12 protein-coding genes are annotated in these 16053 nt (G+C 54.8%); 2 read left to right on the top strand and 10 right to left on the bottom strand.

The window, feature by feature from the left end:
* Window positions 1-3: 3 nt before the first annotated feature.
* Together aaeA and aaeX are read right to left on the bottom strand one after the other, a co-directional pair.
* Complete coding sequence (aaeA, locus tag ABVN44_RS21125) at window positions 4-936, bottom strand: p-hydroxybenzoic acid efflux pump subunit AaeA (RefSeq protein WP_000855134.1); 933 nt, start codon at window positions 934-936, stop codon at window positions 4-6.
* Window positions 937-943: 7 nt separating this feature from the next.
* The gene (gene aaeX / locus ABVN44_RS21120; RefSeq protein ID WP_000051840.1) at window positions 944-1147 is read right to left on the bottom strand and encodes a p-hydroxybenzoic acid efflux pump operon protein AaeX; all 204 of its coding nucleotides are present in this window, start codon (window positions 1145-1147) and stop codon (window positions 944-946) included.
* Window positions 1148-1328: 181 nt separating this feature from the next.
* Here aaeX and aaeR point away from each other — a divergent pair, with 181 nt between their 5' ends.
* Complete coding sequence (gene aaeR / locus ABVN44_RS21115) at window positions 1329-2258, top strand: HTH-type transcriptional activator AaeR (RefSeq protein WP_000440300.1); 930 nt, start codon at window positions 1329-1331, stop codon at window positions 2256-2258.
* 121 nt (window positions 2259-2379) lie between these two features.
* Here the strand turns inward: aaeR and tldD are convergent, their stop codons facing one another.
* From tldD to csrD, 8 genes are all read right to left on the bottom strand, one after another.
* Entirely contained in the window at window positions 2380-3825 is a 1446-nt protein-coding gene (gene tldD, locus ABVN44_RS21110) for a metalloprotease TldD (protein ID WP_000055940.1), read from the bottom strand.
* A gap of 144 nt (window positions 3826-3969) precedes the next feature.
* Window positions 3970-7770 (bottom strand): AsmA2 domain-containing protein YhdP, encoded by a 3801-nt coding sequence (gene yhdP / locus ABVN44_RS21105; protein ID WP_001253502.1) that lies wholly within the window; start codon window positions 7768-7770, stop codon window positions 3970-3972.
* A gap of 106 nt (window positions 7771-7876) precedes the next feature.
* The gene (gene rng / locus ABVN44_RS21100) at window positions 7877-9346 is read right to left on the bottom strand and encodes a ribonuclease G (protein ID WP_000123188.1); all 1470 of its coding nucleotides are present in this window, start codon (window positions 9344-9346) and stop codon (window positions 7877-7879) included.
* Window positions 9336-9929: a nucleoside triphosphate pyrophosphatase gene (locus ABVN44_RS21095; protein WP_000210307.1), complete on the bottom strand. Its 594-nt coding sequence runs from the start codon at window positions 9927-9929 to the stop codon at window positions 9336-9338. Before ABVN44_RS21095 ends, rng begins: the two co-directional genes overlap by 11 nt.
* 8 nt (window positions 9930-9937) lie before the next feature.
* Window positions 9938-10426 (bottom strand): rod shape-determining protein MreD, encoded by a 489-nt coding sequence (gene mreD, locus ABVN44_RS21090; protein ID WP_000179403.1) that lies wholly within the window; start codon window positions 10424-10426, stop codon window positions 9938-9940.
* Window positions 10427-10428: 2 nt separating this feature from the next.
* Complete coding sequence (gene mreC, locus ABVN44_RS21085; protein ID WP_129339417.1) at window positions 10429-11481, bottom strand: rod shape-determining protein MreC; 1053 nt, start codon at window positions 11479-11481, stop codon at window positions 10429-10431.
* Window positions 11482-11545: 64 nt separating this feature from the next.
* Window positions 11546-12589 carry a rod shape-determining protein MreB gene (mreB, locus tag ABVN44_RS21080; protein WP_000913396.1) on the bottom strand — a complete coding sequence of 348 codons (1044 nt, stop codon included), beginning with the start codon at window positions 12587-12589 and terminating at the stop codon, window positions 11546-11548.
* Window positions 12590-12896: 307 nt separating this feature from the next.
* Window positions 12897-14837 carry an RNase E specificity factor CsrD gene (csrD, locus tag ABVN44_RS21075; protein ID WP_001241381.1) on the bottom strand — a complete coding sequence of 647 codons (1941 nt, stop codon included), beginning with the start codon at window positions 14835-14837 and terminating at the stop codon, window positions 12897-12899.
* Between the two features lie 203 nt (window positions 14838-15040).
* Between csrD and ABVN44_RS21070 the strand changes: the two genes are divergently transcribed.
* The gene (locus ABVN44_RS21070) at window positions 15041-16015 is read left to right on the top strand and encodes an MDR family oxidoreductase (RefSeq protein ID WP_001148240.1); all 975 of its coding nucleotides are present in this window, start codon (window positions 15041-15043) and stop codon (window positions 16013-16015) included.
* The last annotated feature ends 38 nt before the right edge of the window (window positions 16016-16053 follow it).

The following is a 16053-nucleotide window of genomic DNA, read 5'->3' as shown; positions in this document are numbered from 1 at the left end:
CGATTAACCGAATTCGCGCAGCCGGTGCGCCAGTTTACGGAAGAAGGAGTCCTGGCTTGCGTCACGATCCTGCTTACCGGTGATCACGACGGTTGCCGTCGTACCGGCAGGCCACAAATTCCCCTGCTGCTCGTCGAGCCGGATGCGCACCGGGACACGCTGGGCCAGACGCACCCATTCGAGGTTAGAGTCTATCGTCGCCATCCCTTTCGCATCGCTGGTACTGCTGGCATTCGTTACCCCTGCCGCCACGCTATCGACGGTACCTTTTAATACCCGGTTGCTGCCAAGCGGCGTTATTTCGGCACGATATCCCGGACGCACGCCTTCCAGCTTGGTCTCTTCCATATAGGCTTGCACGTAAAAAGAGTTCTTTTTCACCAGGGCGACGGCTGTGGAACCGCGGGTAATAAATTCACCGGCATAAACATTGAGGTTAGTCACCCAGCCGTCGGCAGGCGCGCGAATGACGGTACGCTCCAAATCGAGTTTAGCCAGATCGCGCGTCGCCTGGGCTTTAGCCAGTTGATGCAGTACCGTCTGCAAGACGTTGTTCGCCTGATCGATCTCTTCCCGGGACATCGCCTGTACGCCGAGGCGATTACGGCGACCGGCTTCCTGGCGTTTTTCCTGCGCCAGGACCTGATAATAGGCTACATCAGCTTCCGCTTCCGCCAGCGCTTTTTGATAGCGTGGCTGATCGATGGTAAACAGGACCTGATCCTTTTTCACCAGTTGGTTATCATGCACGTTTACATGGGTAATCAGGCCCGCGACATCCGGGGCAATAGCGACGACATCGGCGCTAAAACGCGCGTCGCGCGTCCACGGAGATTCGGTGTAATACACCCAGGCGCGGAAAATGGCGATAAAGGCCAGAATAACCAGTACGAGGGTAATGGCCGTACGGGAGAGTTTTCTTGTTAGTGTTTTCACTTCAACCTCAAACGAACAGGCGCGATATTAAATAAAACAGACAACAATACAGCGCGGTATTGAACAGAGCCGGATGCCAGACAAAATCATAGATGCCCGTCGGCACAAGCATCCGACGCACCAGCCAAAAAATAGCCAGTGACAAAAGCAATTCGAAAAATATCGGTGGGAAGGAAAGACCAAACACCACGATAACGGGAAACAGACTCATGTTGACCTTGATTTCTGAGAGAGAGCAGGCGATAGATTGTTAAGCTACATCGCCGCAGAGAAGGGCAAGAGACGCCAAGCGAGAGCGACATAGCTCTTATTCGAATAATAGTATATTAACGTAATTGTTATGCTGTTATCTATATTATGTGATCTAAATCACTTTTAAGCCAGAGTGAATAATGGAACGATTAAAACGAATGTCGGTATTCGCCAAAGTTGTTGAGTTTGGCTCTTTTACCGCCGCAGCCAGACAGCTGCAAATGAGCGTATCGTCCATCAGCCAGACTGTGGCGAAACTGGAAGATGAGCTTCAGGTTAAATTGCTCAACCGCAGCACACGCAGCATTGGGCTCACCGAAGCTGGAAAAATCTATTATCAGGGCTGTCGTCGTATGCTGCATGAAGTGCAGGATGTTCACGAGCAGCTTTACGCTTTTAATAACACGCCTATCGGTACATTGCGTATCGGCTGTTCTTCAACCATGGCGCAAAATGTGCTGGCCGGGCTTACCGCAAAATTATTAAAAGAGTATCCCGGTCTGGCGGTCAATCTGGTGACAGGAATTCCGGCTCCGGATTTAATTGCCGACGGGCTGGACGTGGTGATCCGCGTGGGCGCGCTGCAAGACTCCAGCCTGTTTTCCCGTCGACTCGGCGCGATGCCGATGGTTGTGTGCGCCGCCAAGCCGTACCTCGCTCAGTACGGCGTCCCGGAAAAACCCGCCGATCTCAGTAGCCATTCCTGGCTGGAATATAGCGTGCGCCCGGATAATGAGTTTGAACTTATCGCGCCGGAAGGAATTTCTACCCGACTGATTCCACAGGGGCGGTTCGTCACTAACGATCCGATGACGCTGGTACGCTGGCTGACCGCCGGAACCGGAATCGCCTATGTGCCGCTGATGTGGGTGATCGATGAGATCAATCGTGGCGATCTGGAGATCCTGCTGCCTCGCTATCAGTCCGATCCTCGTCCGGTGTACGCGCTGTACACCGAAAAAGATAAGCTGCCGCTTAAAGTGCAGGTAGTGATTAACGCGTTAACTGACTATTTTGTCGATGTCGCACACCTGTTTCAGGGAATGCACGGGCGAGGGAAAGAAAAATAAAAACACCGGGTAATTGCTGAAGACGATTGTAGGCCAGATGCCACCCGACGCAGACATTGCCTGATGGCGCTGCGCTTATCAGGCCTGGGGGCACATACCACAGGCCTGATAAGGCGGACAGTTATGCGGTGCCGCCAACCGTCAGGTTATCGACTTTCAGCGTCGGCTGGCCTACGCCTACCGGCAGACTTTGCCCCTCTTTACCGCAAACCCCCACCCCGTTATCCAGCTTAAGGTCATTGCCGACCATGGAGATCTGTTGCATCGTTTCAATGCCTGATCCAATCAACGTCGCGCCCTTCACCGGCGTCGTGACTTTGCCGTTTTCAATCAGATACGCTTCCGAGGTAGAGAACACAAACTTGCCGGAGGTGATATCCACCTGACCGCCGCCAAAGTTAGGCGCATAGATGCCGTACTCAACGGATTCGATAATTTCCTGCGGCGTTGACTGCCCCGCCAACATATAGGTATTCGTCATACGCGGCATCGGCAGATGCGCATAAGATTCGCGACGCCCGTTACCGGTCGGCGCAGCGCCCATCAGGCGCGCGTTCAGCTTGTCCTGCATGTATCCTTTCAGCACGCCATTTTCAATCAATACGTTGTACTGGCCTGGCGTACCTTCATCATCGATAGCAACGGAGCCGCGACGGTTCATCATTGTGCCGTCATCCACTACGGTGCAAAGCGCGGAGGCAACCTGCTCGCCGATCTGACCGCTAAACACAGATGTCCCACGACGGTTAAAATCACCTTCCAGCCCGTGACCGACCGCTTCGTGCAGCAATACGCCCGGCCACCCGGCGCCCAGAACCACCGGTAACGTCCCCGCTGGCGCAGCGACCGCGGAGAGATTAACCAGCGCCATGCGTACCGCTTCTTTCGCCCACGCGTCGGCGCGCACCTCGCCGTCGAGATCGGCAAGAAAATACTCATAACCAAAGCGACCGCCGCCGCCGCTGGCGCCGCGCTCGCGTTTACCGTCTTCTTCCACCTGCACGCTAACGGACAAACGCACCAGTGGACGGACATCCGCCGCCAGCGTCCCGTCGGTCGCCGCCACGAGGATTAATTCATATACGCCGGTCAGGCTGGCGTTAACTTCCTGCACGCGTTTATCGGCTTCTCGCGCCACTTTATCAACGCGTCGGAGGATATCCAGCTTCTCTTCGCGGCTCATACTTTGCAGCGGATCAAGGGTGGTGTAGAGCGGCTGATGCGCTACGGCGGCGAGCGTTTTTACCTTGCCTTCGCCGTTCTCGCGTACAATGGTCCGCGCTGCCTGCGCACTCTGCTCCAGCGCCAGGAGGCTTATCTGGTCAGCATAAGCAAAACCGGTTTTTTCGCCGCTAATGGCGCGAACGCCAACGCCCTGGTCGATATTATATGAACCATCTTTAATGATGCGGTCTTCTAAAACCCAGGATTCGTGATAGCTCGACTGAAAATAGAGGTCGCCATAATCAAGACGGCGTTCGGCCAGTTGGCCCAAAATAGCGAACAGATCCTGATGGTTCAGGCCATTCGCCGCTAGCAATTGTTCACTTACCAGGTTCAGACTCATCGTTTTTGCTACTCGTTGATTTCTGCCGGATGGCGGTTCACGCCTTATCCGGACTACGTTGTTAGATTGTACAAACCGGATAAACGCAGCGCCGTCCGGCATGACTATTTACTGAGAGTGGGGCAATTCCTCGCCCCCGTCAAATCATTGCTGGCTTTCTTTTATCGGTTGGCGCAGAACTTCGTTGATCTGCGGCGCATCGACCGGACCGGTAATGCGATATCGCAAAATGGAGACCTTGCTCCATAGCGGCCCCAACACTTTACTGGCGGCAAATACCGCCGCGCCGACAATCGGGTTAACGGCAAACGCGGCGGCAACGCCCACTGTGGCGGAAATTTCCGGCGCGACAACGGCCTCCATATCAAGACGACGACGCACCAGATCAACAGAACCTTTCATTGCAATATCCGCTTCCAGCCCATCCACCAGCGTATCGTCAGTATGCAGGACGCCATCTTTAATCCACGCGGTACTATGAATAGAGTCGAAATAGAAGCCCTCGCTAAAGGTATCTCTGAAGTCAAACCGCAGCTTACGCAGCAACGCATCAAAACTGAGCAGCCGCAGTAGCTGTCCGGCATGACCGCTACTGAGATCAGTAAACTCGCCTTTGCCCAGACGCGTACGTAAAATCCCGTTGAGCGTGGCTTCCTCAGGTTGCCAGGGCGGGTTTCGCCAGTGCAGATCGTAATCTACGTTAAAAGACGCGTTCTGGATTGGCGTCGAGATACCGAAGAACCCGGCAGCCGTGTCGAGGTTACTACCATGCAGACTACCTTTCAGCGAGGTTCGTTCATTACCCGGCGCATTCACCCACTCGCCGTTCGCTTTCAAACGGGCGAATCCGGTATCGATCAGGCCATTCGCCAGAGTCAGCGTATTGCCTTTGATGGCGAAATCGCCATCAATACGCCCATATTTTTGCCCCCACAGCCAGCACTCTTCGCAGCGAAGCTGTAAGTCCGGCCAGCCGCGGAAGCTAATCGTGTTCGCCGAAGCCAACGGCGATGTCGGCGTTGGTGACGAGGCGTGCGTTTTTGCGACGCCAGGGTTGTAATACAGGTACTTAATGTTCGCCAGCCACGGCGCATGGTTGCGCATGAGCAGCGTGGCGTTCACCTCACGCCCCTGCGCTTCAATTTTTGTTCCGTTCAGCGAGGGGGCTGAAACAACGCTCAAATTGTTCCACTGCTGGCCACCCAGCGATAGCGCGGGAGTACGCAACGTGACGCGTTGAGGAAACTCGGCCGAACTGCTCACGTTATCCGCCGCGCCTTTCTGGAATAACGCCAGCCATTGCGCGCCATCCAGCGCCGGCAGATTGAGCTCAACGCCTTGTTGAGCAGGTAATGGCGGAATCGTCCGGCTGTCCGTCGTCCAGATAGCCCGATCCAACGTCAGCTTCTGATTTAATAACCAGCGGCTGTTAAAGTGATTTTTACTCCCTGCGCTCCCCGTTAGCGCAAAACTTTTCAGGTTGCCGTCAGCCTGAATGTTCACCGGAATGGCTTCGCCTGCGGGTTTATTTAGCGGAGAAGGTAAGTGACTGCTCACATTTCTCAGATCGCCGTTCAGCTCGATGTGATAAGTGGTGTCAGCGTGATATGGAAGATCGATGCCGACTTTACCATTCCACGTCACGCTGCCGCTCAGGGCGTCATTCAGTTGCGGCGGTAAGACGCCCATACGCGTTGGCTGCCAGTTACCGTTCAGGTTGACGGCGACCTGATAGGCTTTTGCCCCTTCCGTCGTACTGAAATCCAGGTTAAGCGGCTGATTAAACCAGTTTGCCGTCAGCGGCCCGCTTTTTAGCGCGCCATTCACAAAGCTGAATTTACCGTTCAGATTTTTGAGCGTGCTGTTTAGCGGCTTAATAAACAGACTGTTATTACGCAACGAGACATCGCCCTCGGCGGTAACCTGTTCGCCATCCAGCGGAATATCAAGATGTAAGCGAGCATTCACATCGCCATCTAACTGGAGCTCCGCCAGCGTCGAGCCAAGCGAGTCTTTTAGCGGCGTCTCGTCAAAATAAGGCCCAACGGCTTTTCCCGGCCCGTTAATATCGGCATCAATGAGCAGTTTCTCTTTGGAATAATCCGGAATCGCCGCCGCGAGTTTGCTGGCCTTCACCCCGCCCAAATCGACGCTATCCGAACGCATCCACAGACCGTCGTTCAGGAAATCCAGTTCAATGTTGAGATTTTTTAGCGCCGGCCAGTCGGGTTGAAAAGCAAACGTCGCATTGCGTAGCGGCACCAGCACTTCGAACTGACCTTCGTTATGCTTATAGGGAAAGAGGTGCGGGTTACCACCGTAAACCAACGTGGCGTTATCCGCCTCGCCGCCCTGAATCGCGCCGCTAAGGTAATCGACCAGCGCTTTGCCCATCAGGTTTTCCGGAAAATAGCGCCACGCCTGAGATCCATCGTCGGTACTGATTCCGGCCAGAATACCCAGCCACGGTTCGTCGCCCGTCGGTTGCAGATAGCGGAACCCGCCGCGCGCATGTACCGCCTTTGCTTTGACATCAATGTCGCGGCCATCAAGCTGAAAGCCGTTCTCATTCTTCAACCAGCTAAGCGTCGCGACGCCGTTTTCAATTTCCAGCGGCGCGCGAAAAACGGTTTCATAGGGCATCTTAGCCTGCTGCATCGCAACCTTCATCTGCCCGTCTTCTACGCTTCCCGCCAGCGTACCGGAAAAATGTTCCGCGCCGGGCAACAGCTTCCACTGTTTCCAGGCAAGATTTTCCCACGATGCCTGAAAACGCGTTTTTTCGGTGGCCTGTAGCGGAATATCCAGCGCCAGTGTGGCGATCTTTCCGCTCGGCTGCGTAGCCTGCCATATTTCGCCCAGCACAGGCGACAGTTTAGCCGCCAGCGGACGTAATGCTTCCAGCCCCGCCAGTTCAAGATTACTGGCGCGAATGCGTAGCTCATCGCTACGTGTGTGATTCTCGCCGCCGACGTCCTGCTGCGGGAGCCAGGCCACGGTTAAGGCTCCGCTCGGCCAGGGTTTGCCATCAAGCGTAATCCGTGTGTCCGGAATATAAAACTGCCAGCCCGGCTGCTCGCGGCTAATCTGCGCCGTCAGGTTATCGACAGACAGCGTGTGCGTCGTGTTATCGCCCAGCCAGCTTGCGCCGCCCTGTTTCAGCCAGACGTCTCCTCCGGCGATTTCACCTTTACTGAGCGTCATCCAGCCTTCCAGACTGAAACGCGCCGTCTGGAGCGCCACATTATCCTGCATCCATTTGCCCAGCCACGGCTTGACGTCAATATCGTCGGCCTGTAACCAGACTCTGCCGTTATTCAGCAAACCGTCGTCATCGCGTAAATCCATCCGCACCTGCATCACGCCGTGCTGGCCGGTCAGGCTGGAGAGGCTGACTTCGCCTTCGGCGCGGTGCCGCTCTTTGCCGTTTAGCCAGGTAAGCTGTGGGATCGCCAGCTCCGCGCGTTGTCCGGAAAGCGTCAGAAAACTGATTTGGCTATCGCGCAGATCGAAATGATCGAACTGCCGCAGGAAAAGATCGCTTAAACGGCTGGTTTCGATGCCTTCGCCGTCGCTGCTTTGAAGAGGCGTGTTGGTGCGGAAATTGAGTTGCCAGAAGGTCAGGTCGCGAAACTGCCAGCGCATATGCAACAGGCTTTGCCAGACGTCCAGCGCCAGCGTAACGCGTTTTATCGACAGTTCGCCGCCATCTTTCAGGGCGGCATGAATATTATGCGCTTCCAGCGTAGGGCCAAAATTTTGCCAGCTTGCGGAGAGTTGGCTGGCGGCCACCGGCACGCCGGTCACAGACTCAATCTTATTCAGGATAGCTGGACGCCAGGCGTCAAGATGAGGCAACGCCAGGCGCAGCCCGCTAACCAGCAGCGCTGCAATGACGATGAGCGCGGCTCCAGTGAGCAATAAAATCCCCGGCAATCGCCTCACGCGTCTCTCCTTGTCTGCCAAAAAATACGACTCACAACCTTGCTTTGCCGGACGGCGGCGTGAACGCCTTATCCGGCCTGCAAATGCTCGTACGGGTCGCGGTCTTTTACATCATTACGACGTCAAACTGCTCCTGGTTATAAAGCGGTTCGACCTGAACTTTAACCTGTTTGCCGACAAAGATTTCGACTTCCGCCAGCGCGTGTGATTCTTCGCCTTTCAGAGCTTCCGCCACCGCAGGAGAAGCATAAACCAGGAAGCGATCGGAGTCATAAGCGTGATGAACACGTACAATTTCACGCATGATCTCATAGCAGACGGTTTCCACCGTTTTTACCGTCCCGCGGCCATGACAGGTTGGACACTCGTTACAAAGCACATGTTCCACGCTTTCACGGGTCCGTTTACGGGTCATTTCCACCAGTCCCAGCGGCGAAAAACCGTTAATACTGGTTTTCACGCGATCCTTACTTAACGCCTGTTCCAGCGAATGCAGCACCCGACGGCGATGATCTTCATTATTCATGTCGATAAAATCGATAATGATAATGCCGCCCAGATTACGCAGGCGTAGCTGGCGGGCAATGGCCTGCGTCGCTTCAATATTGGTATTAAAAATGGTGTCGTCGAGATTACGGTGTCCGACAAACGCGCCGGTATTGATATCTACCGTCGTCATCGCTTCGGTTTGGTCGATAATCAGATAACCGCCGGACTTGAGTTCAACCTTACGCTCCAGCGCGCGCTGGATCTCATTTTCCACGTCATAAAGATCGAAGATCGGCTGATGGCCACTGTAATGCTCCAGCTTACTGGTCATTTCCGGGATGTATTCTGCGGTAAACTCCAGCAGCGACTCATAGGTCAGACGTGAGTCGACGCGAATTCGGTCCAACTGCGCATCGGCGAAATCGCGCAGCACGCGCTGCGCCAGCGCCAGTTCGCCATACATCTGGTAGCGCGTTTGCGGACGCTTTTTGCGCTCCATGACTTTCGTCCAGACGCGCTTGAGATAGGCGGCGTCAGACGCGAGATCCTCTTCACACACGCCTTCCGCTGCGGTACGGATAATAAACCCGCCCTGTTCGTCGCAGTATTCCGCCACCACCTTTTTCAGGCGCTCGCGTTCACTTTCGCTTTCGATGCGCTGGGAAACGCCAACGTGTGACGCGCCGGGCATAAAAACAAGGTAACGGGAGGGCAACGTGATGTCCGTGGTCAAACGCGCGCCTTTCGTGCCGAGCGGATCTTTCACTACCTGCACCATCAGATCCTGTCCCTGACGCACCAGTTCGGAGATATCGCGCACGGTAAACTGTTTTTGCTCGTCGCCCGCCACGCATTCGGTATGCGGCATAATGTCGGAAGCATGAAGAAATGCGGCTTTATCCAGCCCAATATCTACAAAAGCCGCCTGCATACCTGGAAGTACACGACTTACACGACCTTTGTAGATATTGCCTACGATTCCGCGTCGCGCTTCGCGCTCAATATGGATTTCCTGAAGAATACCGCCATCAATGTACGCCACGCGCGTTTCCGATGGCGTTACGTTTACCAACAATTCAGCCGTCATGTTTATCCCTTTTATCACGCAGTGCGTTAAAATGACTCAACAACTCATACGTTTCAACCAGCGGTAAGCCGACCACGGCGTGGTAGCTGCCATTTATCTTCCTGACAAAACAGCCACCCTGCCCCTGAATACCGTATGCACCTGCTTTATCTAAAGGCTCGCCGCTGGCGACATAGCCAGTAATATCCTGCGCAGAAAGCGTGCGGAAAGTCACCTCCGTTACCACCACACAATCCAGCGTCTGCTGCGAGTCCGCAAGCGCAACAGCAGTCATCACCTGATGCGTATTTCCGGAAAGCAAACGCAGCATTTCTGCGGCATGAGCGGCGTCGCGCGGCTTTTCCAGCACCTCGCCGTTTAACACGACTATCGTATCCGCGCCCAACACCGGCAGATCACGGGGAACCAGCGCCACGCCAGCCTGCGCCTTTTCGCGTGCCAGCCGAACAACATACTGCTGCGCGCTTTCCTGAGCACGCCGTTGCTCTTCAATACCAGGCACGACCTGCTCGAATGAAAATCCAAGTTGAGTCAATAATTCCTGGCGACGCGGGGAACCGGAAGCAAGATACAGAGTTGTCATATCGACCTTTATTGCACAGCAAACTGCTGGCGTACTTTACGCATCAGCAAAAAGAGCCAGGGCCACAGCACGCCATTGACTACACTACTCCAGAACACTTCCGGTCTGAAAGAGACGTTGATCACTAAAAACTCGGCCCAGAAAACAATAATGTCCACGGCCAGTGAAAGCAACATTACCACCAGCGCCTGCTGCCAGAGCGCCAGGTTACGGAAGAGCTGGAATTTCAGAGCGACCAGATAGGCGACAATACTCATCGACAGAGCGCGCACGCCAAGTGTGGAACCGCTGATGAGATCAAGTATGGCACCCATCACAAATCCCGTCCCCACATTTACGCGGTGCGGCAGGGCCAGAATCCAGTACAGTAAGATGAGCAAAACCCAGTTTGGCCGGAAAACAATGATGTCGTCCGGCCAGGGCATGATTTGCAGCAACAGCGCAATAAGAAAAGAGAGCCAGATAACCCAGCGCCCCTGGCTACGATAGCTCGCCACCATTACCCTCCCGGCGCACGCGCAGGCGGCGTGGTCGCGCCCGAAGGCGATGGTTGCGTTGATACCGGCGCCGTCTGGCCCGCAGATGGCTGAGTAATCCCCGTCGCCGGGTCCGGCACTGGCGCCGGCGGCACCATCGCATCCGGAGAAGGCAACACCTGCGGCATCATCTGCATCAGGCGCTCATTGGCGACGCGGTGAACCTCTTCCGGCGTCATCGGATTGGCGCCGTTACGATCGGCTCCCCACAACAGCAGCAGATAGCGCAAACGCTGCAAACCCGCGGTTGGACGTGCCTGAATGACGGTATAGGCGCGCTGAGTGTCCAGCTTGACGGAGGAGACCACCGCCACCGGATACCCTTCCGGGAAACGCCCACCAAGTCCGGACGTTACCAGCACATCGCCGACGCGAATATCGGTATTGGCGGGCAGATGTTCAAGCTGAAGATCGTCAGTACAGCCGTTACCGGCGGCAATCACGCGGATGTCATTGCGCAGTACCTGAATCGGCAGCGCATGAGTCGCATCGCAAATCAGCAACACGCGGCTGGTCAGTTTCGCCACGGCGACAACCTGCCCTACGACGCCTTTGTCGCTAATGACCGGTTGACCTTCATATACGCCATTAACGCTGCCTTTATCGATAACGACCTGATCGCTGTAAGGATCGTTAACCGTTGAAATAACCTGCGTCACCATTTTCTGCTCGTCCTGACGCAGCGGCGACCCCAGCAGCTCGCGCAACCGCGCGTTCTCCTGTTTGTACTGCCCCAGCATCAGCAGGTCGCTGTTTTTTAGCAGTAATTCCTGGCGCAGCGCCCGGTTTTCCAGCTCAAGCTGGTCGCGAGAAGCCAGCGTTTGTGACACGCTGTCGAGCAGTTCACGAGGGCCGTTTGAAATAAAATAGAAAGGACTGACGGCAGTGTCCATGTACGTTCGGATTTGACTGAACGTCCCCAGGCGGCTGTCGGCAATGATAACGCCGAGCGCCACCAGCACCGCCAGAATAAGGCGAATCTGTAGCGACGGGCCACGGCTAAAAATTGGCTTCATAGGCTATGCGTATTCTCGCGTCGGAGAGGCAGGACAATCCAGGGATAATCCTGCCCGTATCCAACTACTCTTCGCTGAACAGGTCGCCGCCGTGCATATCGATCATTTCCAGCGCCTTGCCGCCGCCGCGCGCCACACAGGTCAGCGGATCTTCAGCAACCACGACAGGAATGCCCGTCTCTTCCATTAACAGACGGTCAAGGTTACGCAGCAGCGCGCCGCCGCCGGTGAGCACCATACCGCGCTCGGAGATGTCTGACGCCAGCTCCGGCGGACACTGTTCCAGCGCCACCATTACCGCGCTGACGATACCGGTCAACGGTTCCTGCAACGCTTCCAGAATCTCGTTTGAGTTCAGAGTAAAGCCGCGTGGAACGCCTTCCGCCAGGTTACGGCCACGCACTTCGATCTCGCGGACTTCGTCGCCCGGATAAGCGGAACCGATTTCGTGTTTAATACGTTCTGCGGTGGCTTCACCGATCAGAGAACCGTAGTTACGACGAACGTAATTAATGATGGCTTCGTCGAAGCGATCACCACCAATACGGACAGAAGAAGAGTAAACCACGCCGTTCAGGGAGATCACGGCAACTTCAGTGGTACCACCACCGATATCCACAACCATTGAACCGGTTGCTTCAGAAACTGGCAGACCTGCGCCGATCGCGGCCGCCATTGGCTCTTCGATCAAAAAGACTTCACGGGCGCCTGCGCCCTGAGCGGATTCACGAATCGCGCGGCGTTCTACCTGCGTCGCGCCGACCGGCACGCATACCAGTACGCGCGGGCTTGGGCGCATAAAGCTGTTGCTGTGCACTTGTTTAATAAAGTGCTGGAGCATTTTTTCGGTCACAAAGAAGTCAGCGATAACGCCGTCTTTCATCGGACGGATCGCAGCGATATTGCCCGGCGTACGGCCCAGCATCTGCTTCGCATCATGACCGACTGCAGCCACGCTTTTCGGCGAACCGGCACGATCCTGACGAATGGCCACAACGGAAGGCTCATTCAATACGATGCCTTGTCCTTTTACATAAATGAGGGTATTCGCGGTACCCAGGTCAATGGACAGGTCATTGGAAAACATGCCACGAAATTTTTTCAACATACTAAGGGATAATCCTGAAAGCTGGGGCGGAAAACAAAATCCGCTTACTTTACCAACCACACGCAGCAGCGACAAGGCGCAAAAATCATCTGCTACGGTGAAAATTAGTGCAGTTCGTTTCCTTTGTTACAAATCTCGGCCTGAGTCCCTCAGGGCTGAAAAAATCAGCAGCAATCCTCGCCTTCGTTTGCAACCTGTCAAAGGTCATTCACCTGCATATTTGCTGCAACAATCTGGCGAGCAGACAAGCACACCCCCATGAGGCGCAGCGCGCGTTATTCTACGTGAAAACAAATTAAACGGCAGGTTAAACCGAGTATCTTTGCGAATATTTTTTCACGTTTGTGTCAAGTAGTTGGGAGGAGGCAAAAAAATCACCCTGCCCGCCAGCCACGCCGCGTTTTGTCAGCGTCTGCCACTCGCCGCGCGAACGGACGCCCGTCGCGTAAACCTGCGTAGGCGTGCCCGCGCAGGCCTCTACCAGACTTTGAACCAGAAGCTGGTTTTCCGTTCGCTTCTCAATGTTTCTGACCAGACTCGGATGCAGCTTGAGTAATTCCACATTGAGCGCTTTAATCCAGCTCGTGCTAACCAGCGTCAAACCCGCCTGTGTCACCGCCACCCGAACGCCAAGCGCATTGACTAAGCGAAGGATGGGTTGTAACCGGCTGATGTGTTGACAAACATCTGCCTCCGCAAGTTCAATAATTATGCGATTTCGCTGTGATTTTTCACACTGCATTAACGTATCGCGCAACCAGCGCTGAAAACGCGGACGAATCAGCGACTCAACCGTCAACTGCATTGCCAGATTTTCATCCGGCCAGTAGCCCAGCAACGTAATCAGGCGGCTAATTTGTAATCTGTCATACTCTTCCGATAAACCAAATTGCAACACCATCGGCATATATTCCGCCGAGCTCACCTCTTCTTTACCGTCATAGATGCGACACATCAATTCCCGATGATGCACGCGACCTTCTCGCGTGACCGCCGGTTTTTGATAAAGTCGCGGTCCGCCCCGGTTCAGCATCTGCTCAATCAATGTGCGCCAGCGCACATTGCCGCGCCCTTTTTCCGGCAGAGTGTCGTCGTAGATAGCCCAGCTATTTCCCCCCTGCAGGGCGGCATTCCGCGCCGCGGCTTCAGCATGTTCCATCACCTGCTCGGTGGACTGTCCGCTGCGCCAGGCGCAAATGCCGATATGTACCATATCGTCACGATCGAGCATTTTGTTAGCCGGTAGCGCATCGACAGCTTTTAAAAGTTGTCCGGCAATACTTTCCGCTTCTTTCAGCGTTCGATGTGGTAGCAGCACGGCAAAGTCGCTGCGGTGATAACGCGCCAGCAGCGAGCCTGGGTAACGCATAATAAATGTCGATAGCAGATTGATAAGCATAAACATCTGCTCTTCCGCCTGATTGCCTCCCAGGCTGTCGCGCAGAAGATTGAAGTCTGGCAAGCGGATCATCATCACCACGCCATGCACTCCCACTTTTTCCTGATCTTCCAGCAGCGTCGCCAGCTGGTTATCAAAGAACAGACGGTTACCGAGTCCGGTTTTGGTGTCCTGCGCGGCGTAGGAGCGAATGAGGGTGTCCAGGCGACTACGCTGTTCGTGAGCAAACTGAATTTCGGAAAGCAATACATCAAGCGCGCTACTGGTGCGCGCTGGCCATTCGTAAACAGAACCGCGGACATTCGCCCCGCGTTCGCCGTTCAGAATACGCGTTGAGCGAATTTCCAGAAGCTCCTGCCCGGAAAGCTGCCGCTGCAGCCAGCGCACCGATAAAAACAAAATCAGAACGATAAAACCGATCGCCAGCGTCAGCGGCGCCGTGGTGATCAGTGAGTGAAAATAATTACCCATCGGGTCCTGATAAACCAGACGTAGCGACATTCCTGGATGTTTTATCAGCGGTACGACCAGCTCGCGATACATGTCGCTGGTGCCGGCTGGCCGATAACCTCTGGCACGAGAATGGCTGTAGACGCTGCGCTCCCCCTGCAACAGATCGACACGCACAATATCGGAAGCGATCATGAGCTCGTCGATTTGCGGCGTCAGCGAGACAATATCATGGGTCACCAGGTGCGTATCAATGGCTGTCGCCGTCGCCTGCACACGACTGACATACTTATACTGTACGGCGTTATAAAAGCTTAGCGAGCAACCTATCAGAGTCACGAAGATCGTTAACCCCGTGAGCAGCGTGATAAAAGCTGAGAATTTCGTCGTTAATCGCATCCTTGAGTTAACTCCGACGGTTATAAACAGTATGAAAAAGCGAATCTGAAGGCGGAATTCGCCACGGCGCGCAATGAAGCAGGCATACTACCAAAATGGATCTATCTGGCAATTTATTGCGTTGCATCGGCATCACGTTTTAATTAGCGAGTATAGTCTTCGTAGCTATTTTTCCAATCTACCATGTAAAGTGAGGACAGGTTATGCAGGCGTTGATCTTAGAACAGCAGGACGGTAAAACCCTCGCATCCGTGCAACATCTCGAAGAGAGTCAACTGCCGGCAGGTGATGTGACGGTGGATGTCCACTGGTCCAGCCTGAATTATAAAGATGCTCTGGCTATCACCGGAAAAGGGAAAATTATCCGTCATTTTCCGATGATTCCTGGTATTGATTTCGCCGGCACCGTTCACGCAAGCGAAGATCCTCGCTTTCATGCAGGCCAGGAAGTACTACTGACTGGCTGGGGCGTGGGCGAAAACCACTGGGGCGGCCTGGCCGAACGCGCACGCGTTAAAGGTGACTGGCTGGTCGCGCTGCCTGCGGGACTGAGCAGCCGTAACGCCATGATCATCGGCACCGCCGGTTTTACCGCCATGCTGTGCGTCATGGCGCTTGAAGATGCAGGTATTCGCCCGCAAGACGGTGAGATTGTCGTCACCGGCGCCAGCGGCGGCGTGGGCAGCACTGCCGTTGCATTACTGCATAAGCTGGGCTATCAGGTTGCAGCAGTATCAGGACGTGAAAGCACCCACGGCTATCTTAAGAGCCTGGGAGCTAACCGTATTCTCAGCCGCGATGAGTTTGCTGAATCTCGCCCGTTGGAAAAACAGCTGTGGGCCGGTGCAATTGATACCGTTGGCGATAAAGTGCTGGCGAAAGTGCTGGCACAGATGAACTATGGCGGTTGCGTGGCCGCCTGCGGCCTGGCGGGCGGCTTCGCGCTGCCGACCACCGTTATGCCATTCATTCTGCGTAATGTGCGTTTGCAAGGGGTGGACTCGGTGATGACCCCACCGGCACGTCGCGCAGAAGCCTGGGCGCGTTTGGTTAAGGATCTGCCGGAATCGTTCTATGCTCAGGCCGCCACAGAGATTACGCTGGCGGATGCGCCGAAGTTCGCCGATGCCATCATCAATAATCAGGTTCAGGGCCGTACGCTGGTGAAGATAAAATAACGTCACGTATAAAAAAATTTACACTTAATTAACTATTT

Origin of the sequence: Salmonella sp. SJTUF15570 (genome assembly GCF_043357055.1) — a bacterium.
GTDB classification, from domain to species: domain Bacteria; phylum Pseudomonadota; class Gammaproteobacteria; order Enterobacterales; family Enterobacteriaceae; genus Salmonella; species Salmonella enterica.
The sequence above is the reverse complement of the archived record's forward strand: the minus strand, read 5'-3'. Positions and strand labels throughout refer to the sequence as shown.